This window comes from Pseudomonas gorinensis (assembly GCF_042015035.1).
Lineage (GTDB): Bacteria > Pseudomonadota > Gammaproteobacteria > Pseudomonadales > Pseudomonadaceae > Aquipseudomonas > Aquipseudomonas gorinensis.
The window spans coordinates 3,768,688-3,787,292 of the sequence record NZ_CP167125.1 but is presented as its reverse complement, the minus strand read 5'-3'; the positions used below and the strand labels follow the sequence as shown (position 1 = coordinate 3,787,292).

General features: G+C 55.2%; 18 protein-coding genes. 16 read left to right on the top strand and 2 right to left on the bottom strand.

The features are described from left to right. Positions 1-238 precede the first annotated feature (238 nt). The 11 genes from AB7933_RS17295 (at position 239) to AB7933_RS17245 (ending at position 11,911) form a co-directional block, all read left to right on the top strand. Entirely contained in the window at positions 239-1,606 is a 1,368-nt protein-coding gene (locus tag AB7933_RS17295; protein WP_024075437.1) for an epoxide hydrolase family protein, read from the top strand. Positions 1,607-1,669: 63 nt separating this feature from the next. Continuing rightward, complete coding sequence (locus tag AB7933_RS17290) at positions 1,670-2,743, top strand: alpha/beta fold hydrolase (protein WP_024075436.1); 1,074 nt, start codon at positions 1,670-1,672, stop codon at positions 2,741-2,743. 24 nt (positions 2,744-2,767) lie between these two features. Next, complete coding sequence (locus tag AB7933_RS17285; protein WP_024075435.1) at positions 2,768-3,277, top strand: cytochrome P460 family protein; 510 nt, start codon at positions 2,768-2,770, stop codon at positions 3,275-3,277. A gap of 24 nt (positions 3,278-3,301) precedes the next feature. Further along, positions 3,302-4,078 (top strand): alpha/beta fold hydrolase, encoded by a 777-nt coding sequence (locus AB7933_RS17280; RefSeq protein ID WP_024075434.1) that lies wholly within the window; start codon positions 3,302-3,304, stop codon positions 4,076-4,078. A gap of 249 nt (positions 4,079-4,327) precedes the next feature. Continuing rightward, the gene (locus tag AB7933_RS17275) at positions 4,328-5,746 is read left to right on the top strand and encodes an aldehyde dehydrogenase family protein (RefSeq protein ID WP_024075433.1); all 1,419 of its coding nucleotides are present in this window, start codon (positions 4,328-4,330) and stop codon (positions 5,744-5,746) included. Between the two features lie 232 nt (positions 5,747-5,978). Continuing rightward, positions 5,979-7,796 carry a Mu transposase C-terminal domain-containing protein gene (locus AB7933_RS17270; RefSeq protein ID WP_024075432.1) on the top strand — a complete coding sequence of 606 codons (1,818 nt, stop codon included), beginning with the start codon at positions 5,979-5,981 and terminating at the stop codon, positions 7,794-7,796. Further along, the gene (locus AB7933_RS17265; protein WP_024075431.1) at positions 7,793-8,653 is read left to right on the top strand and encodes a TniB family NTP-binding protein; all 861 of its coding nucleotides are present in this window, start codon (positions 7,793-7,795) and stop codon (positions 8,651-8,653) included. Before AB7933_RS17270 ends, AB7933_RS17265 begins: the two co-directional genes overlap by 4 nt. Positions 8,654-10,115: 1,462 nt before the next feature. Further along, complete coding sequence (locus tag AB7933_RS17260) at positions 10,116-10,274, top strand: TonB-dependent receptor (RefSeq protein ID WP_023628987.1); 159 nt, start codon at positions 10,116-10,118, stop codon at positions 10,272-10,274. A gap of 278 nt (positions 10,275-10,552) precedes the next feature. Continuing rightward, entirely contained in the window at positions 10,553-10,942 is a 390-nt protein-coding gene (locus tag AB7933_RS17255) for a PepSY-associated TM helix domain-containing protein (RefSeq protein WP_090515957.1), read from the top strand. Continuing rightward, entirely contained in the window at positions 10,929-11,069 is a 141-nt protein-coding gene (locus tag AB7933_RS17250; protein ID WP_196448528.1) for a PepSY domain-containing protein, read from the top strand. Before AB7933_RS17255 ends, AB7933_RS17250 begins: the two co-directional genes overlap by 14 nt. An 11-nt stretch (positions 11,070-11,080) precedes the next feature. Beyond that, the gene (locus AB7933_RS17245; protein ID WP_196448527.1) at positions 11,081-11,911 is read left to right on the top strand and encodes a PepSY-associated TM helix domain-containing protein; all 831 of its coding nucleotides are present in this window, start codon (positions 11,081-11,083) and stop codon (positions 11,909-11,911) included. Positions 11,912-12,032: 121 nt separating this feature from the next. On the opposite strand, the gene ltrA is transcribed toward AB7933_RS17245, so the two are convergent. Next, the gene (gene ltrA, locus AB7933_RS17240; RefSeq protein ID WP_370694612.1) at positions 12,033-13,319 is read right to left on the bottom strand and encodes a group II intron reverse transcriptase/maturase; all 1,287 of its coding nucleotides are present in this window, start codon (positions 13,317-13,319) and stop codon (positions 12,033-12,035) included. 665 nt (positions 13,320-13,984) lie between these two features. Between ltrA and tnpA the strand changes: the two genes are divergently transcribed. The 4 genes from tnpA to AB7933_RS17220 all read left to right on the top strand — a co-directional run bounded on the left by tnpA (position 13,985) and on the right by AB7933_RS17220 (position 16,626). After that, positions 13,985-14,305 carry an IS66-like element accessory protein TnpA gene (tnpA, locus tag AB7933_RS17235; protein WP_071576116.1) on the top strand — a complete coding sequence of 107 codons (321 nt, stop codon included), beginning with the start codon at positions 13,985-13,987 and terminating at the stop codon, positions 14,303-14,305. Next, positions 14,302-14,637, top strand: coding sequence for an IS66 family insertion sequence element accessory protein TnpB (tnpB, locus tag AB7933_RS17230; protein WP_033902865.1), 336 nt, complete (start codon positions 14,302-14,304; stop codon positions 14,635-14,637). The genes tnpA and tnpB overlap by 4 nt, the downstream gene beginning before the upstream one ends. Before the next feature lie 63 nt (positions 14,638-14,700). Then, positions 14,701-16,236 (top strand): IS66 family transposase, encoded by a 1,536-nt coding sequence (tnpC, locus tag AB7933_RS17225; protein WP_033902866.1) that lies wholly within the window; start codon positions 14,701-14,703, stop codon positions 16,234-16,236. Between the two features lie 72 nt (positions 16,237-16,308). After that, positions 16,309-16,626 (top strand): DUF3325 family protein, encoded by a 318-nt coding sequence (locus AB7933_RS17220; protein ID WP_024075430.1) that lies wholly within the window; start codon positions 16,309-16,311, stop codon positions 16,624-16,626. Positions 16,627-17,523: 897 nt separating this feature from the next. Here the strand turns inward: AB7933_RS17220 and AB7933_RS17215 are convergent. Then, complete coding sequence (locus AB7933_RS17215; RefSeq protein WP_023628984.1) at positions 17,524-17,814, bottom strand: helix-turn-helix domain-containing protein; 291 nt, start codon at positions 17,812-17,814, stop codon at positions 17,524-17,526. Positions 17,815-17,896: 82 nt separating this feature from the next. Between AB7933_RS17215 and AB7933_RS17210 the strand changes: the two genes are divergently transcribed. Further along, entirely contained in the window at positions 17,897-18,334 is a 438-nt protein-coding gene (locus tag AB7933_RS17210) for a hypothetical protein (RefSeq protein ID WP_023628983.1), read from the top strand. The last annotated feature ends 271 nt before the right edge of the window (positions 18,335-18,605 follow it).

Below are 18,605 nucleotides of genomic sequence, written 5' to 3'. Positions count from 1 at the left end.
AAGCCCTTATGTTTTTCTGATGAGCGAGTGGTCGGTTTGTATTGTTTTGTATCTGCGCTTTGGATAGATACACAGCGATTCTTTTAAGTCGGTTGATGACACATACGGGATACCTGCGGGGCTTTAAATGAACCCATCGAGAAGGCGCAAACCTTCTCCAATGGATGACTCATTTAACTCGCGGCTATCTCTGCGCGTTTCGCGACGTTGTCGACCAATGACTTATAGGAAATTCAAAATGCCTGCAGCTACGTTCGGTTTCACCTGGCGCCATTGTCTGGCTTCTTCCGTGAGAATGGGCGTTTTGGGGTTGGCCCTGATAGCCGGCAGCGGTGGCGCCTGGGCTGCTGGCCCGGCCGCCGATGCGTCAGTTGCCAGCTCGGCCTCGACCAATCCCGAATCGATTCGACCTTATCGAATTCACGTCGATGAAGCTCAATTGACCGATCTGAAAAAGCGCATTGCGGCGACCCGCTGGCCGGACAAAGAGACCGTCAATGACGTTTCCCAAGGCGTGCAGTTGGCCCAGGTCCAGGCGCTGGTGAAGTATTGGGGCAGCGGCTATGACTGGCGCAAGGCCGAAGCAAAGCTCAATGCGCTGCCTGAATTCATCACGACTATCGACGGCGTCGATATTCAATTCATCCATGTTCGCTCGCGAAACCCCAACGCGATGCCGCTGCTTCTGACACACGGATGGCCAGGCTCACAGTTTGAGTTCCTGAAGACTATCGGCCCGCTGACGGATCCCGTTGCTTACGGCGGTAAGGTTGAAGATTCGTTCGACGTGATCATTCCATCGATTCCGGGACACGGTTTTTCCGGTAAGCCAACTGAATTGGGCTGGGGGCCGGATCGAGTCGCGAAGGCTTGGGATGTGCTCATCAAGCGTCTGGGTTATACCCACTATGTTTCCCAGGGCGGAGATCACGGTTCGGTGATATCGGATGCATTAGGCCGCCTGAATCCGCCGGGTCTGTTGGGCATTCACTTGAACATGCCGGCCACCATCCCGCCCGAATTGGTCAAGCCGATCAATAGTGGTGACCCGGCCCCTGTCGGGCTCACTGAGCCTGAACGCAAGGCGTTTGATTCCTTGAGCACCTTCTTCGGCCGCAATGCAGCATACGGCGCGATGATGGTTACGCGCCCGCAGACTATCGGTTACCTGCTGGCCGATTCGCCTACCGGTACTGCGGCGTGGATGTACGAAAAAATCGCCGCGTGGACGGACAGTGATGGTCAGCCTGAACGTGTATTGACCCGTGACGAGATGCTGGACGATATCAGCCTGTACTGGCTGACGAACGCAGGCGCATCGTCATCGCGTTTCTACTGGGAAAACAACAACAACAATTTCAGCGCTGCCGCGCAGAACACCGCAAGCATCAAGGTGCCGGTGGCGATCACGGTCTTCCCGCACGAGATCTATCAGGCGCCAAAAAGCTGGGCGCAACGCGCTTACCCATCACTTTCCTACTACAGCCAGGTTAACAAGGGCGGCCACTTCGCTTCCTGGGAGCAACCTCAATTGTTCAGCGAAGAGTTGCGGGAGGCCTTCCGGCCGCTGCGCGCCAAGCTGAGCGCAACGAAGACAGCCCAGTAGCTCACACACAATCCAGTCAACACAACCGGGCCGCTATTCGGCGGCTCGCTACGGAGAAGCACCATGGAGATGACCTTGCTGAACAACCAAAATAAATCCAGCCGCCTGCGGGGTCTTGCCCCATCGCTGTTGGCAGCAGCGGCGCTGCAATTCGCAGCGGTGGTTGTCGGTTTTTCCCAAGCCAGCGCGGCTGATGTACCCGCGTCCACCATTGGGGCTATCACGCCGGGAGCCCACACCTCTCTCGGTGCTCTTAAGCATGTGAAAGCGGGGCTGCTGGACATTTCTTACGCGGAACTCGGCCCAGCCGATGGCCCTGTGGTCATTTTGTTGCACGGCTGGCCCTACGATATCAACGCATACGCTGATGTCGCTCCTGCTTTGGCGGACAAGGGATATCGAGTGTTGATCCCTTCTGCGCGGGGTTATGGCGATACGCATTTTCTCTCGGCCAAGACAGTTCGCAATGGTCAACCTGCCGCGCTGGCGACTGACCTGATCGACTTCATGGACGCGCTGAAGATCAAGACGGCGGTGCTGGGTGGGTTTGACTGGGGCGCCCGCACTGCAGATATCGTTGCCGCACTGTGGCCGGAAAGAGTGAAAGCCCTGGTCGCTGTGAGCGGTTACCTGATAGGCAGCCAAGAGGCGGGCAAGGCGCCATTGCCGCCAGCCGCCGAACTGCAGTGGTGGTACCAGTTCTACTTTGCGACCGAGCGCGGGCGCCTGGGCTACGAGAAAAACACCCATGACTTCGCCAAGCTCATCTGGAAGCTGGCGTCGCCACAGTGGAATTTCGACGACGCCACTTATGAGCGTAGCGCGGCGTCCTTGCAAAACCCTGATCACGTGGCCGTGTCGATTTTCAACTATCGCTGGCGCCTGGGGTTGGTCAAGGGCGAGGCCAGATACGACGCGCTGGAGAAGAAACTCGCGGTATTTCCATCCATCAGCGTGCCCACCATCACCCTGGAAGGTGATGCGAACGGCGCACCGCACCCACCTGCCGAAGCGTACGCCAAGCGCTTCACTGGCAAGTATGAGTACCGATTGCTCACCGGCGGTGTTGGTCACAACTTGCCGCAGGAAGCGCCGAAAGCCTTCGCCCAGGCGGTGATCGATGCCGATCATCTTTGAACACCGGCTGAGAGGATGGCGATGATGAAGCTGAAATTTCTTGCCGCGATGTCGGCTGCCATTGCAATCGCAGCGTTGACCGCTACCGGTGTTGCCTCGGGCGACGCCAGTACTGGCGACGCCTCACCGATCTATGGCGTGAAATTGCCTGAAAACTACCGCCTATGGCCGCTGATTGCGCCGGCGCAGGAAGCAGCCCCCCTGAATGAACTGCGAGCCGTGCTGGGCAATGACTCGGCCATCAAGGCTTATCAGGACTCAACGCTGCCATTCCCCGATGGCACGGTGCTGGTAAAGCTGGCCTGGAAACATGTGCAGTCCCCGGAATTCGAGCCGGCGTCCATCCCGGGGCCGGCCACGACCGTGCAGGTGATGGTCAAGGACTCGAAAAAATATGCAGCAACCGGTGGTTGGGGATTCGGGCGGTTTATCAACGGTAAACCGGCCGATGAAGCCCAACACGAAACCTGCTTCGCCTGTCACCAGGCGCGAGTGCGGAATCACGACTTTGTCTTCACTCGCTTCGCCCCCTGATTCCCGTCAAACCCGGAGTTAGCAATGAAAAAAGTATTAACCGCACTGGCCGTCGCCGTCAGCCTGAGCATGGCGACACACGCCTGGTCGCAAACTGAAAAACCCACGATTGTGCTCGTACATGGCGCCTTTGCCGATGCGTCGAGTTGGAATGGCGTCGTGAAGATTCTCGAGAAGGACGGTTACCCGGTGGTTGCCGCTGCCAACCCATTGCGCGGTGTAAAGAGCGATGGTTCGGCAATCTCGGCATTGCTGACGAGCATTCATTCGCCGGTGGTGTTGGTCGGCCACTCCTATGGCGGCAACGTTATCAGTGATGCGGCCAACGATCATGTCAACGTCAAAGCCCTGGTTTACGTCAGTGCGTTTGCACCTGAGGCCGGGGAAACCGTCGCCGGGCTGGCCGGCAAATTCCCAGGCAGCACGCTGGGCCCAACGCTGGCTGCGCCTGTACCACTGGCCGATGGGGGCAAGGACTTGTACATCCAGCAGGACAAATTTCACAACCAGTTCGCCGCGGACGTCCCCGCGAAAGAGGCGGCATTGATGGCCGCCACCCAACGTCCGGTAACGGAAGCGGCGCTCAACGAAGCGTCCGGCAGCCCTGCCTGGAAGCATATTCCGTCCTGGTACATCTACGGCGACAAGGACAAGAACATTCCACCACAAGCCATGGCGTTCATGGCCAAGCGCGCCGCTGCCAAAGCCGTGGAAGTGGTCAAGGGCGCTTCACATGTCGTGATGGTATCGAACCCGGAACCGGTTGCCCGCCTAATCGAAAAAGCCGCCACGGCGAAGTAACACGCCAAGGGCGAAGCGGCAGTGGGGAGACATCGCTCTGATCATCACCCTCCGTGTTTCGTAAGTAACCTTTCCAAAGAGGGCCCATTCGGGAGGCTGCAGATTTGCGCGCCCGTCATCCGGAGGGGCGCACGTGAGCCGATGCCCGGCTGAAAAGCAGGAGAGGGTGGGGCGACGACGAGGCCAACGCCTGGGCATACCGGGCGTTGTGCTTATCGCGGGCAACCGCAATCAATCAGGTACGCCACGATGTGGAAGATCAATCACAGTTACATTGATGGAGCATTCGTTCCCGTTCAGGGCAATGAAACGGTGCAATGCATCAATCCGGCTACCGAGGAGGTCATCGGTACGCTCACCCTGGCTGATCGTGAAGATGCCAAGCACGCTATCGCGGCGGCTTCGCGTGCTCAAGTCGCGATGGGCCGCACCTCCAAGGCCGAGCGTATCGACATGCTCGAGCAGTTGCAGGCTGCCGTGCTGGCGAGCACGAATGAAATTCGCGATACCGCCATCGAGGAGTACGGTGCGCCGTTTGCCCGTGCGCAATGGGTCAGTCGCTACGCCTCGCAGTCATTTACCAATGCGGCGCAGGTGTTGAAACACTTCGACCTGAGTCGTTCGGTCGGTGACGCTACCGTGGTGATGGAGCCGGTCGGAGTCGCGGCGCTGTTTGCCCCCTGGAACAGCACCGCCGGGACGATATGCAGCAAACCGGCATCGGCCATTGCGGCTGGCTGTGCCTCGGTCATCAAACCGAGCGAGTTGAGCCCCTTGCAGACCACCGTGCTCGCCCAAGCGTTGCATCGCGCAGAGTTGCCCAAAGGGGTTTTCAACATTCTGTTGGGACGCGGCAGTGATGTGGGTGACGAAATCAGCGCCAGCCCACTCATCGCGAAAGTTTCATTCACCGGGTCCACCGCCACCGGAAAGCTCATTGCACGCGCCGGAATCGAGACCATGAAGCGAGTGAGTCTGTCGCTCACGGGGAAGTCGGCCTCTATCATCCTGGATGACGCCGATCTCGACATCGCCATTCCCCTGGCTCTGAATGCTGCGTTCATGAACAACGGTCAGGCATGTGTCGCCGGCACACGTCTGCTGGTGCCACGCACGCACGCCGAGGACATTATCAACCGCGTCAAAAGCCTGGTTGGAGCGATGGTCGTCGGCAATCCGCAGGATCCGGCCACTGCGCTCGGGCCGCTGGTCAATCGCGCCCAATTCGACCGCGTACAAGCTTTCATCCGCCGCGGGCAGGCGCAAGGCGCGACGTTGATTATCGGCGGGGAGGGCAGACCGACCGGCTTGGATAAGGGCTATTTCGTCAGGCCTACGGTCTTTGCCGACGTCAGCAGTGACATGGACATCGCGCAAGAGGAGATTTTCGGCCCGGTGCTATCGATCATTGCGTATGACTCGCAAGAACAAGCGATCACTATTGCCAATGCCAGTATCTACGGTTTGCAAGCTTATGTGTTTACCCGGCAACTGGAACGTGCCCAACGCCTGGCAACCCAACTGCAGGCCGGCTCGGTGTTGATCAACAGAATTTCGCCAGAGCTGCTGGCGCCGTTCGGCGGGGTAAAGCAGTCCGGTGTCGGTCGGGAGTTTGGAGTCTTTGGGCTGGAAGCGTTTCTTGAGGCCAAAAGCATCGTGTCCGATTAGCCTGGTGTGATGCCCGATCAAAAAAAAGAATATCATTTATCTCTAATAATCAATCACATACCTTGATTAACTTTTAAAAAATAGACTGACGCGGCAGAAAAGCTAGCAATAGTCTATTTTTTGAACGTGACGTCGTATCGTGTTCGGCAGCCAATTTCGATCGTTGATAGAGACTGATGTAAGTCGCCGCTCGGCAGACTTCGCCTAGATTAGCGTTGTGGAGAGTACATCCATGGCAAATCAGCTAACCCCTGGGGAACTCATTGTCGCCAAGGGAAAAGTTGCGAAAGTCAAACAGGTATTTAGTGACAAAACGATAAGGGTAACAATTGTCGACTCTGGTGAAGTAATACTGGTGTCGGCGCGCGACATTCAGCGAATCCCTAGTGTTACGGCAATTAATGGTAGTGATCATGGGGAGGGTTTGAATGTCAATGATTACACCGTTGATCAACTTTCATTGGCAGCTGAGCGTTTTGAAATTATCAGAAAGTGGAAGGTTGAGGGAGGGGTAGTCACTAAGTACTGTTCTTTACTGGGTGTATCAAAGAGTTACTTCTATCGTTTGGCTAAAATTTTTGACGCTGACGTAGGCCCACTATCTTTAATTGCGCAGACACGGGGTGTCAAGAAAGGCGTTACGAGACTGGATGAGTCGGTTGAGGTCATAATTTTCAAGGCTGCTAAAAAATTCAAGTCGAAAGGAGCCAGCTACAGCAAAGTGTGGAGCGAGGTGGATGTTGCATGTAAGGAGCAAGGTTTTTCATGCCCTTCCAAAGATACGGTATTGAGGCGTGTACGCTTAATCCTCTCAGAAAAAACAAGAATGAGAATTAAAGAAGGTCCTGATGCCGCGACGCAAGAATTTTCAGCTCGCCCGGGTAAAAAAAATCTTGAAAGGCCGCTGCAATGGGTACAGATGGATCACACCCTCGTCGATATAATTCTGTTGGCTGATGATCGCATAAATATTATTGGACGCCCGTGGCTGACAATTGTAATTGATGTCTATACCAGGGTTATTCTTGGTTACTATCTTAGCCTTTACGTCCCGTCTACTGTTTCAGTGGCTTGCGCTCTTAGTCATTCTGTCCTTCCTAAAGTAAACTTTTCGGCAAGTGTTGGCTTGGATCCAGAAGACTACCCCTACTATGGAAAGCCTGAAGTCCTTCATATGGACAATGCCGCAGAGTTCACCAGCCCAAAATTTAAAGTAGGGTGTGAATCTTTTGGGATTTCCCCCGAATACCGACCTGTAGGAAGAAAACATTTTGGCGGTCATGTTGAACGGCTGATAGGCACGTTCATGACTACTAAGGTGCATTTCTTGCCGGGGACTACAATGTCAAATTCTGTTGCGCGCAGAGGACTTAACAGCGAAAGAAATGCAACCATGACCTTCTCTGATTTTTTTCGCTGGTTCTCTCGCGAAGTAGTTGTCTATCACTCAACAGTTCATAGCGCATTAAAGTGTAGCCCGCGACAAGCGTGGACAAACTATTTCGCGCCCAACGGAGGGCTTCCTTACCCCCCGGCAGGCTTGAATTCCGAGCAATTAAAGATTTGGTTCATGCCTCAAGAAGACCGAAAAATTAATCCTGGTGGCATTAATTTGCATGGCCAAGTTTATTGGGATCCTATATTGGGGTCTCATGTGGGGACTAGAAATGTCATAGTCAAATATGACCCGTACGATATGAATGTTGTATGGGTGAAATTGGATGGCCAATTTTGCCCAATACACCTGTCTGACGTAACCGTTGAGGCTCCTACCTATGAGGAATATCGTGCCGGCAAGCTCTATCGTCACCCAGTCCGCATCGGAGCCATAGATAGTGATGGCGGGTTAAAAGCCTACAGAGGGAAGCAAAAAATTGAAGAGGAAAGTAAAAAGTTAACGCAGAAGGAAAGACGCCGAGAGGCCGCTGAAAAAGTCTATACTGAGGCAAATCCAAATCCTAGAAGTAGTAGCTTTAACGCTGACAGGGAACATATCAAGCCAAATTATTCAGCCTCTCCAAAAAAATTTCGACCTGGGGATGAGTCATGAGTGATGAGCACGTCCGGTCGGACATCAGAAAATATTTGTCTTCTAATATTGATACGCGAATAGCCTTAATTCATCAAGAAATATGGGTGAACAATAACTCTAGTGCAGCTGTTTTTCGCATGATGAATAATATCGCGGATGTACCAGATCGTATGAGTGCGCCTGCTTTGCTTGTGGTTGGCCCAGGTGGCTCTGGAAAGACGGCTATAATATCTAAGATTCCAAACCATGTAAAAAGGAGTGCAGGGTTGATTTTTGTCTCCTTGGCTGCATCCCCAGAAATAGATACCAAAAAAAGCCTTAAAGATGAGATAGCTTTAGCGCTCGGAATACCAGTTGGCTCTGGCTCAAGTCGCCGAAGTAGCTCTGACCTGCCAAGCGAGATTAGAGAGGTTATTAGGCTGAGGCAAATTTGGGGGCTGGTGATCGACGAGTTTCATGATGCACTGCTACGCTCGAAGCAAGAGCAGCGTTTTAACATGTCTATTCTTAAAAAGCTGCTCGGCCCTGAATATGGATTGAAACTATTTTGCTTTGGCACTGCTAGTGCGCGCAACGCACTTAAATCCAATTATGAATTTAAGAGACGTTTTCACGAAGTTGCTCTTGATGACTGGATAGAGAGTGAGGAGTTCAGGTCATTCCTCTTGGAGGTAGAGGAGTCCCTACCGCTAAAACAGCCATCACATTTGTACTCTGAGGAGATGGTAGGCACTATTTTATCTATGTCGAATGGGCGCATGGACAAAACACTCGAATTGATAAGGGCGGCTGCCTGTTATGCCATAAAAATGGGGGGGGAGAAGGTGGATGTTGATATGCTGCGGCGAGCAAACAAGAATCCTTGGGGCTATTAGTAGTGAGTTTCTCTGGCTTGCCAACACCAAGTTCTGAAGAAACACTTTCATCTTGGTTGTTTCGATGCAGCATTAATCCAAACGCCGCTGGCTTCCCTCGATTATCATCAACAGAACGCCCAGCGTATTGGTGGGAGGGTGTGGAGATCAAATATTCGGACCCAGACTCAGAATTCTTATCCGCCAGCCAGCGATTAAGTTGTGTAGCCGGGGACATTACCCCTGAACTATTACGAAATTTTTTTTGCCTTCGAGGCGATAAATTAGTCGAATGGAGGTATCGCCGTTTTTTTTGCCCTGATTGCTTACGCGATGATGTGGCGAATGGTCGTTTGCCTATATGGCGGAAGGACTGGTGTTACATTTATTCTTGTGTCTGCGCTGCCCATGATCGAGAGTTGGTGAGACTAGTTGATACACCGCGTTACTCAAGGGCATGGGATGCGTTTGTCCAAAGCTGCAATTCGATATCAAACAATGCCTCCATAGAGGAAACTCTATTCTTTCGTTTTTGCTCAAGTACCTTCACAAAGATTGAGCATGCTCTGATCAGTAGAGACAATCAACAACCTACATTGCACGATTTATTTTATAGGCTATTCAATATTTTCCTTCAATGTCCCTTTCGTGGTAGTAGAGGCGGAATCGCTAGAATCCACTTGCAAACGAGGAAAGATGCACGAGCACCCGACGCAAGCTCTTTTGAGCAGAGTATATTATTGGGGGCGTCCACGGCCGATCCATCAAGTAGATTTGGTAGTTTGGTCTTAACCGCATCACTACTGGAGATTATCCCCTACTCAAGGTTTTTGATATTTACTAAACTGTGTGAGAAAAGAAGGGGCGGGATGCTGATCCCAAGAGACCTGCATAAGGCAGCGATTTTTCCATATATCAACAGGGCAGGCTATGAAACCTTGTACCGTTTTTTAGGGGGTTTCCCTAGGAAAGATTTTCCGTTGCTAGATCGCCATCTTCAACTTCAAGAACATTCGTATGTTCAAGATGGTGTCCTTGGCAAGCGTCTATTCGGATACTCACAATGAGCTATTAAATGCGCATGCCTATCGTTGCCGGCTGGCTGCAAGGAGAAAAACTCCACATGCTAGATGCACGCAGGGCTTTTAACATTTAATTTCCTGCTAGTTAATGTAAGGATTATGCCGAGATTAAGGAAAATCAGGACATAAGACCTGTATATTATTGATATAAAGCAGTTTATATATTTGCGCCTTGCCCCTCCTGCGTCATACCTGCGAGCGTCTATGCTGATCTTTTTGCATGCTTGGGTGCTAAGCGATGGCTGCTTTGGAGAGAACGGCATACCCACGACTCCGCAGCTATTCGTTTCCTCAGAAGAGCTTGGCTGGATTTCCAGAACAGCGCAATCCTGCTCTTTCGCTTGGGCTGACGGTTCAGTTCAAGGTATTTCAATGACACCGGCGAGAGCGAGGCGACGACCTTGTTTGATGCAGCCTTCAATTACCAGATTGCCAAGGACACGGATCTGGCGGTCAATGTCAGTAATCTTTTGGATGAGCAGCATGTCGTGGGCTCCGGAACTGCGGATTACTACAATCCGGGCCGAGAACTCACCGCCAAGCTGAGCTACAGCTGGTGAGCCTGTCAGTAATGGCTCCTGTTGTGGTGGTATCTCGTGTTCTGGCCGCGATCTTCGGCTGCTATGCATTCGTCTAGGGCGTGGCGGCGCTGAATGGGGTTGGGGTCGATTACCATGCCGCCGAGCAGGCGATGATGATGCTGGCCTTCGTCCTGTATCTCGCGCTGTTTCCGCAGCCAGTCTGTGGCGGGTCTCGATGGTACTGGCGCTCGGCAGCGTCTTGATGCTGGCTGTTGCCTGGCAGCTGCAGCGCATGATCATCGGATAGGAGCAGAGCCATGCTGAACAACTTTCGCCAATCCATGGCCTGGGTACACACCTGGTTCGGTTTGGTGCTGGGCTTCGTGCTGATGGTCGTCTTCTTTTTCGGTGCACTGTCGGTGTTCGACCGCGAGATCGATCGTTGGGCGATCCCCGATACGCGCTTCGAGCCGCAGCCTATGCCGTCCTACAACAACCTGCTGAAACAGGTATTTGCCGATCTCAAACCGCATCCGGTGGATATGGCGGCAACCAAAGGGCGGGTAATCGGCGACCTGCCGGCGCCGGAAACCATGCCCATGGTCTCGCTCTATGCCTACACCACCCACCGAGATCCCGTGCTGAGCATTGGTGGCGAGTTTGGTATCCCCAACCAGCCAAAGGACCCAGCGGATGATCAATCGTAAGATCTTCAAGGAGTTTTTCACCTTCCGTCCGCGCAAGCGGACCCAGCGCAGCGCGCTGGACCTGCATAACATGACTGGCGTGGTGGCGTTGCCGTTCCACTTCTTTTTTGCCTTCACCGGTTGGTGATCTTCGCGTCGATGTACTACTTCCCGGTCTCCGGGACCTTGCTCAAACCGCTGCATAATCGGCATGAGGTGATCGAGGCGGCGCATACCGGCTTGCCCCATGATGAGGCCGGTGTGCCCGCGAAGATGGCCTCCGCCAATGCCATGGTGGCCGAGGCCAAGCGCATCTGGGCTACGCGCGATATGCCGGGAGAGGTCGGGCTGCTGACTATCGAGCATCTAAATGACGCCAACGGCTACGTCAGCATCTACCGCGCCGGCAGTGATCGTGTGGCGCTGGTCGGGGAGGGCATTCACTTCAAGGCCAGTACCGGCGAGCTACTGCGCAACGACCCGCCGAGTGACCCGGTTGGTTCCGTCAATCAATTTCTCACCGGCTTGCACCTGCAGCACTTCGAACACTGGGCGCTGCGCTGGCTGTACGTGGCGGGCGGTCTGCTCGGCTGTGTGTGCATCGCCAGCGGTTTTGTGTTCTTCGTCGAGATACGCAAGCAGGAGCACGCCCGACTCGGGCTGCAGGGCTGTCGGTTGGTTGACGCCATGGCAGTCACCACGGTTACCGGCATGCTGCTGGCAGCGGTCGCCATGCTGGCGGCCAACCGGCTGCTGCCTGAGCCCATGCCTGGCCGTGGCGAATGGGAAAAGTGGGTGTTCTGGGGTGCCTGGCTGCTGAGTTTGCTGCATGCGCTGTTGCGTAGTGCACCAGTGGCCCAGGCGCGGCACAATCCGGCCTGGCGCTGCTCTGCGTCGCTGCGGTGCTGCTCAACTGGATCACCACGGGGGACCACCTGGTCAAAAGGATGCTGCTTGAACCCTACTGGGCCGTGGCCGGCGTCGATCTGAGCCTGTTGGCCTGCGCGCTGATAGCGCTACTCACCGCGCGTCGTCTGGCAAGGCCGGTTGAGGGGTCGCGGTAGGAATGGCAGTTGCCTGCCACCCCCCGCCCAGATCCGTACGTGCGGAACTACCGCATACGGCTCCTGCCTCGGGTATGTGACGCGAAGCGATCCTCAGGGTAAGGATGTGCATTTCTGGGTCTAGGTATGTAGAGGTCGGCAAGGCGTCCGTAGCGTGACCATTGAAGCCGGTTACGCTGGCTGCGACGTTTGAGGGCTTGCCGCCATAGACGGCAGACTGCCAGACGAAAACCGCCAAGACGTATCAGGTTTCCCGGCACCGCGTGGTAATTGAAGTAACCACTCACCACCCGAGTGAGCCATTGCCCTTGAGCCCGGATGGGCTCATGACGTCGGCGCTTCAGCTCATCCCGAATAGCCAGCAGCGTCGCACGCATTCGCTTCTTGACCGTCAGTCGCAGTATTTGAAACCCACCGCTTCTGTTGGTACTACAACAGTGTGTGAAGCCTAGGAAGTCAAACGTCTCCGGTTTGCCTAAACCTCGCTTCCTACGATTTCTCGCAGCAAAACGACCAAACTCAATCAGTCGTGTTTTCGAGGCATTGAGGGACAATCCGAACCTGGCCAACCGTTCCTGCAACTGCACCAGAAACTGCTGAGCCTGCCATTGCGTCCTGAAACCCACCACACTGTCGTCCGCGTAGCGCACAACGATCACATCGCCACGGGCATGCCGCTGGCGCCACTGCCTTGCCCAAAGATCCAGCACGTAGTGAAGATAGATATTCGCCAGCAACGGCGATATCACTGCGCCTTGCGGAGTCCCCTTGGTCGCAGCTACCCTACGGCCATCCTCCATAACACCCGCCTGAAGCCATTTGCAGATAAGCCCGAGCAGGCGCCGGTCTGCAATGCGGTGTCCTAGAAACATCAGCATCCATTCATGGTCGATCTCATCAAAGAACGACGTGATATCCGCATCCAATATCCAGTTCACCTTCTGGCCCTTGAGCGCGACTGTTAACGCATCCAGCGCATCGTGCTGGCTACGACCCGGCCGAAACCCATACGAGAATCCTAGAAAGTCCTCTTCATAGATCGCATTCAGAACAGTAACAACTGCCTGCTGCACGATCTTGTCCTCCAGAGAGGCAATACCCAGCGGACGCAGCCTGCCGTCGGCTTTGGGGATATAGACCCGCCGTGACGGCGTTGCCCGAAAGGCTCCTTTGTGAAGCCTTCTGTGCAAATCGGTCACCCGCTGGAGAAGACCTTCCTCATACTCTCGCCACGACATACCGTCCACGCCCACCGCAGCATCGCGGCGCAGAGCATAGAAACTCTGCGCCAGTAACTGCGGTGTGACGTGGTGCAGCAATGCCGTGAACTGCATACCCTTGTTCCTTCGAGCTGCTTCACGTACACCTTCAAGTCCCATCGACGCGCAACTGATCCGGCTCAGTGTCCGGGGCGCGGGAGGCCTGTCAGTGTTTCCCTTGGCTACACCCCTTTCCTCCACTATCTCCGCAGGGCCAGGCCCTTTGTTCGATGGCTTCTCAGGTACTACGGGCGTATCCGACTTCTCAGCGACGTGAACAGCAGGGTTACAGCTTTTGGCCTTTCCTGCTCCGCCCGGTACTTGCGCACCGGGCGCCGCTGAGATCTCCCAGTTTCTGTGCAAAGGACTTCCCGACGTGCACAGGGTCTCCGACCGCGCGGGATCAGAGCATGACTGGCGTATAACGCCATGCTCCGTATTGCCTTCTGCTTCGCTTAACAGCATCGGCATCCCGAATTCCTGATTACGCGGCTCAATGGCTGGCCCATCGGTTTCCCCTGTCAACGCTTCACCCTGCACCTCACGGTGCAGCGTGCATGACTCGGGGTCTGGTTGATTCGCCATTTCTTACCAGTATCGAACTTTCATCGACTATCCTCTGCCAGCTTTAACTGGCGCTCTAAGCGTCCGGCGAACTCACCTTCCGAACTCCAGCATTAAGGGCGATGGTGTCCGCGTATTTTTAAGCGGACGCGATCACCCTTATCGCCAGGATTTCCATGCGCCAACGAAGCTCTTATCCCAAACCATTCAAAGCCCAGGTCGTTCAGGAATGCCTGCAACCTGGCGCAACCGTGTCCAGTGTCGCCATCAGCCACGGCATCAATGCCAACGTCATCCGCAAATGGCTGCCGCTCTATCGAGATCAGCCCGCAGCGGCTTCACTACCGGCTTTCGTCCCGCTAAAAGCCCCACCTAAACGGTCAGTCGAAACGTCAGTGATCATCGAGTTGCCCGTGGCCGGGCAAGTGATTACGGTGAAATGGCCAGCCTCGGATCCCGAGGGTTGTGCGCAATTTATTCGGGCTGTCGCTCAATGATCCGCATCGATGCCATCTGGCTGGCCACCGAGCCGATGGACATGCGCGCTGGCACCGAGACGGCATTAGCCCGGGTGATTGCGGTGTTCGGTGCGGCGAAGCCGCACTGCGCTTATCTGTTCGCCAATCGCCGGGCTAATCGAATGAAAGTGCTGGTGCACGATGGCGTCGGCGTCTGGCTCGCAGCGAGACGACTGAACCAAGGCAAGTTCCATTGGCCCGGCATTCGCCACGGCGGCGAGGTCGAACTCGACAGCGAACAACTCCAGGCATTGGTGCTGGGCCTGCCGTGGCAGCGCGTCGGTGCAGGCGGTGTGATTAGCGTGCTGTAAACGCCGGCCATTTGGCCGGTCTGCTTGTCGTCGCCCCGTGCCTGCTCTGGCACAATTGGCGGCATGACTTTCTCGCCCAGCCTCGACCAGATGACCCCGGAACAGCTTCGTGCCTTGGCGGCACAGGCGTTGCAGTTGCAGTCCCAGGTCGAGGCGATGAGCAGGAAGATTCAGAACGATGAAATCCTCATCGAACAGTTCATGTTCGAAATCGCCCTGCTCAAACGGCACAAGTTCGCCAAGCGCAGCGAACAAATCAGCCCGGCGCAAAGCAGCTTGCTGGATGACCTGCTCGACACCGACCTTGAGGCTATCGAGGCCGAGCTGAAACAGCTTCTTCCCGCTGCGCCACAGGTCGAACCACGGCAATCGCCGAAACGTGCGCCATTGCCGCCACAGTTTCCACGCACGGTGATTCGTCACGAACCCGAAAACACCCAGTGCGCCTGTGGCTGTCAACTTCAACGCATCGGCGAAGACGTCAGCGAGAAGCTGGATTACACGCCGGGCGTGTTTACCGTCGAGCAACATGTGCGGGGCAAATGGGCCTGTCGCCAGTGCGAAACCCTGATCCAGGCGCCGGTGCCGGCGCAGGTTATCGACAAAGGTATACCGACCGCAGGCCTACTGGCCCACGTGATGGTGGCCAAGTTTGCCGATCACTTGCCGCTGTACCGGCAGGAGAAAATCTTTGGTCGCGCCGGACTGGCAATTGCGCGCTCGACCTTGGCGCAATGGGTCGGAGAAACTGGCGTGAGACTTCAACCGCTAGTTGATGCTCTGCGTGAGGCGGTGTTGAACCAGCGTGTGATTCACGCCGATGAAACACCGGTGCAAATGCTTGCGCCAGGCGAGAAGAAAACCCACCGGGCCTACGTCTGGGCCTACAGCACGACGCCGTTTTCGGCGCTCAACGCGGTGGTTTACGACTTCAGCCCAAGCCGTGCCGGACAACATGCACGCAACTTCCTGGGCGACTGGAACGGTAAGCTGGTTTGCGATGACTTCGCTGGCTACAAGGCCGGATTTGAGCAAGGCATCACTGAAATCGGCTGCATGGCTCACGCCCGTCGCAAGTTTTTCGATCTGCACGTGGCGAACAAAAGTCAGCTGGCCGAACAAGCGCTGCACTCGATCAGCGGCTTGTACGAAGTCGAACGCCAAGCGCGGGAAATGAGTGATGAAGATCGGTGGCGAATACGTCAGGAACTGGCGGTACCGATCCTCAAAAAACTGCATGACTGGATGTTGGCCCAGCGCGACCTGGTGCCCAACGGATCAGCCACGGCCAAAGCCCTCGACTACAGCCTGAAACGCTGGGTAGCGCTGACGCGCTACCTGGACGATGGAGCTGTGCCGATCGACAACAATCAAGTCGAGAACCAGATACGGCCCTGGGCACTCGGGCGCTCGAACTGGCTGTTTGCCGGGTCGCTACGCAGTGGTAAACGGGCTGCGGCAATCATGAGCCTGATCCAGTCGGCGCGTATGAATGGGCATGATCCGTATGCCTATCTCAAAGATGTGCTGACTCGGTTGCCAACACAGAGGGCCAGTGAGATCGGGCAGCTGCTGCCACATCAGTGGGTGCCTGCCTAACTTACGCAAGGTGAGTTGGGCGGACGCTTACGGTTGAGGTCGCGGACCGGACTCGCATCGGTGGGGTGGCCTATGAGTAATGCAGGTCTGTGGTTGCTGGGTGCCGCCGCCAGCATGGGCTTGGCGACCAGTTGGTTGGCGTTGTCCCTGCCGGCGCACTGGCGCCAGGTGTTCAGCGCCGACGAGGTTGCGCCGGACTATCTACGCAGCCTGGGCTGGCTGGCGCTGATGGTATCGGCTGTGTGCTGCTTCAAGGCTGACCATCCGTCGATGGCGGTGCTGGTCTGGCTCACCCTGTTGCCGGTCGCCGCCGTAGCAACGGCCATAACGCTGAGCTACCGGCTGGGGCTGCTGCGCCTGTTTTGCCCGTTATTTCTGCGCACTCGATAAGAGTGCGCGGCTTCTGTATCTGCAACATTGTGGTTGATCCGATCGTACTGCTCACCTCAAACCGGGCGAGCTTGTTCACACTGGATACGCCGACCATCCCATGTCACCTCGTTGTGGGATGCTTGCAGGATCGAGCGACGCGAACTCTTACCAACGTATTTGCGCTCTAGCGTCGGCAACAGTTGGCTGACCTCGGTTCGTTTCCGGCTAACACCCGCCCCCAACGTTTAAAGGCGCTAGACGCGATGCAGGTCGAGCCGAACGACATTCTGGCAGGAACTGTGTTGAAGTCGCAATCCGGGTTGTACCGTCCGCTTCTGGCCGTTTGCGGAAGCTAGAGGTATTTAGCCCGACAGTAGGATCACTGTTACGGTGAAAAGTGTTCGTAGGCGTCAGAGCGTCCCTTGGGCAGATCTGCCTGCTGGAGCACCCGCCGCAATCGGGAAAGAATGTTCCGTTCAATACCCTGTTCCCTGCGGCAAAATGGCCGACATCACACCTTACCATTCAGAACGGCGGTACCGAACACTTCCCATATCAAGAGCAGATGGTCGGCGTGTCGCTATCTCAGGCGCCCTCGAAGGGTTAGACATCGCATGTGCACAGGCCCTCCGGAACAGCATGGAACGCCTGCCGAAGGTCCCTTGGGGAGTAGCCTTGCCGGATCAGTGGAGGCGTGACTCTTCAAGGCTTGCGTCACGCTAAGCACGTGTCATCGATGTTTGTTGCGATGGGCGAGGTCTATCACTCGAATTCATGCAGTGGCTATTCGCGACTGAATTCATGCTCGCTGTTGATTGCGAGCAAGAAAGCCCGCGCGCCGGGCAGCAGAGCAACTGGCGACGTTGCGATCAAATGCTTTTTGGGATCGGTTGCCGATTCGATTCCATGTCGAACCTACTCAAGTCTCAGGCAACCCTTCAAGCTCGTGATTTCTCGATGGATTTTTTTCAGTAAGTCTTCGGGTTTTAGTTCGGGTGTTTGCCTTTGATAAGCCAGGAACAGAAGCGTTAGGGGATGAATGCCAATGATCTCAGCAATCTGCTCAACCTTTTCAATCGATGGTTTCCATTTGCCGCGCTCGATCGCACTGATATAGCTCTGACTAGGCCCAAGCCCTTCCTGAGGCATATCCTTCGAAATACGTAGATTCCTGATCACCAAACCAAGCGCTTCATTCAGTTCCATTTGCTGTCTCGCAAAAGGAACGATGAAGCCTTTTTAGTGCTTCTGGAGCTATGCTATATACAGCTTAAAAGAGGGTGTGCTGATGTTTATTACGTACAAGCGCGCTGAAATCATGTATCCAGCGCTGTTTGGAGACGACTCCCAGATGTGGCGATTCGTCGAGCTCGATGATCATCGCCCTTGGTTTTACGTGATGATTAACCGCCGCCAGAAGGCAGCCGCATGGAGGACGATGCTCTTGATTCCAACGGAGGATGAGTTCGAGCAGATGCTAGTGAAACGCGCTGAAGGAACACTGATTGAGGCAGTTCAGGTGGTGTTGCCATCGCGGCTGAATGGATCCGGTAATTGGACGATGGAGATGCTCATAGAGCTCGTTAGGGTCTATGATCAGGACGAGCGAGTCATGGGTTACGACTTTAAGACGGCCTCGGGCCATACCTACTCTCAAAGAGACTGCCGCCACACCTTGGCTGCAGCAAAGCAACAAATTTACTGCTCTTCGATGCGTCTTGTTTGAAGGAGGGGTCGCTGACTGGAGCAAGCCTTGAAGGAGTGCTAAAGACGCCCACGTCAGCGCCATGGCATCAGTGGCGCGCATCGCGCACATGCAATTTGCTAGTTCGTCCAGAACGGATAGCTTGGATCGTCTGTCGCCGATCAGCACTGCCCCAAGTGCGGTCTTATCTGCGCCGCAAATGCTGCACAAAATGGCGTCCGCCATTAACTCGATCTGCCGACCGTACAACAGGCCATGCCGAAAGGTACGCATGGCGAGATAGGGCGGGATC

Coding starts and splice junctions, on each gene's coding strand:
- AB7933_RS17245 (WP_196448527.1), top strand. CDS start 11,081: ATGTACTACTTCCCGGTCTCCGGGACCTTGCTCAAACCGCTGCATAAT.
- AB7933_RS17280 (WP_024075434.1), top strand. CDS start 3,302: ATGAAAAAAGTATTAACCGCACTGGCCGTCGCCGTCAGCCTGAGCATG.
- AB7933_RS17275 (WP_024075433.1), top strand. CDS start 4,328: ATGTGGAAGATCAATCACAGTTACATTGATGGAGCATTCGTTCCCGTT.
- tnpB (WP_033902865.1), top strand. CDS start 14,302: ATGATCCGCATCGATGCCATCTGGCTGGCCACCGAGCCGATGGACATG.
- AB7933_RS17290 (WP_024075436.1), top strand. CDS start 1,670: ATGGAGATGACCTTGCTGAACAACCAAAATAAATCCAGCCGCCTGCGG.
- AB7933_RS17295 (WP_024075437.1), top strand. CDS start 239: ATGCCTGCAGCTACGTTCGGTTTCACCTGGCGCCATTGTCTGGCTTCT.
- AB7933_RS17270 (WP_024075432.1), top strand. CDS start 5,979: ATGGCAAATCAGCTAACCCCTGGGGAACTCATTGTCGCCAAGGGAAAA.
- AB7933_RS17250 (WP_196448528.1), top strand. CDS start 10,929: ATGATCAATCGTAAGATCTTCAAGGAGTTTTTCACCTTCCGTCCGCGC.
- AB7933_RS17255 (WP_090515957.1), top strand. CDS start 10,553: ATGCTGAACAACTTTCGCCAATCCATGGCCTGGGTACACACCTGGTTC.
- tnpC (WP_033902866.1), top strand. CDS start 14,701: ATGACTTTCTCGCCCAGCCTCGACCAGATGACCCCGGAACAGCTTCGT.
- ltrA (WP_370694612.1), bottom strand. CDS start 13,319: ATGCAGTTCACGGCATTGCTGCACCACGTCACACCGCAGTTACTGGCG.
- AB7933_RS17220 (WP_024075430.1), top strand. CDS start 16,309: ATGAGTAATGCAGGTCTGTGGTTGCTGGGTGCCGCCGCCAGCATGGGC.
- AB7933_RS17210 (WP_023628983.1), top strand. CDS start 17,897: ATGTTTATTACGTACAAGCGCGCTGAAATCATGTATCCAGCGCTGTTT.
- AB7933_RS17265 (WP_024075431.1), top strand. CDS start 7,793: ATGAGTGATGAGCACGTCCGGTCGGACATCAGAAAATATTTGTCTTCT.
- tnpA (WP_071576116.1), top strand. CDS start 13,985: ATGCGCCAACGAAGCTCTTATCCCAAACCATTCAAAGCCCAGGTCGTT.
- AB7933_RS17285 (WP_024075435.1), top strand. CDS start 2,768: ATGAAGCTGAAATTTCTTGCCGCGATGTCGGCTGCCATTGCAATCGCA.
- AB7933_RS17215 (WP_023628984.1), bottom strand. CDS start 17,814: ATGGAACTGAATGAAGCGCTTGGTTTGGTGATCAGGAATCTACGTATT.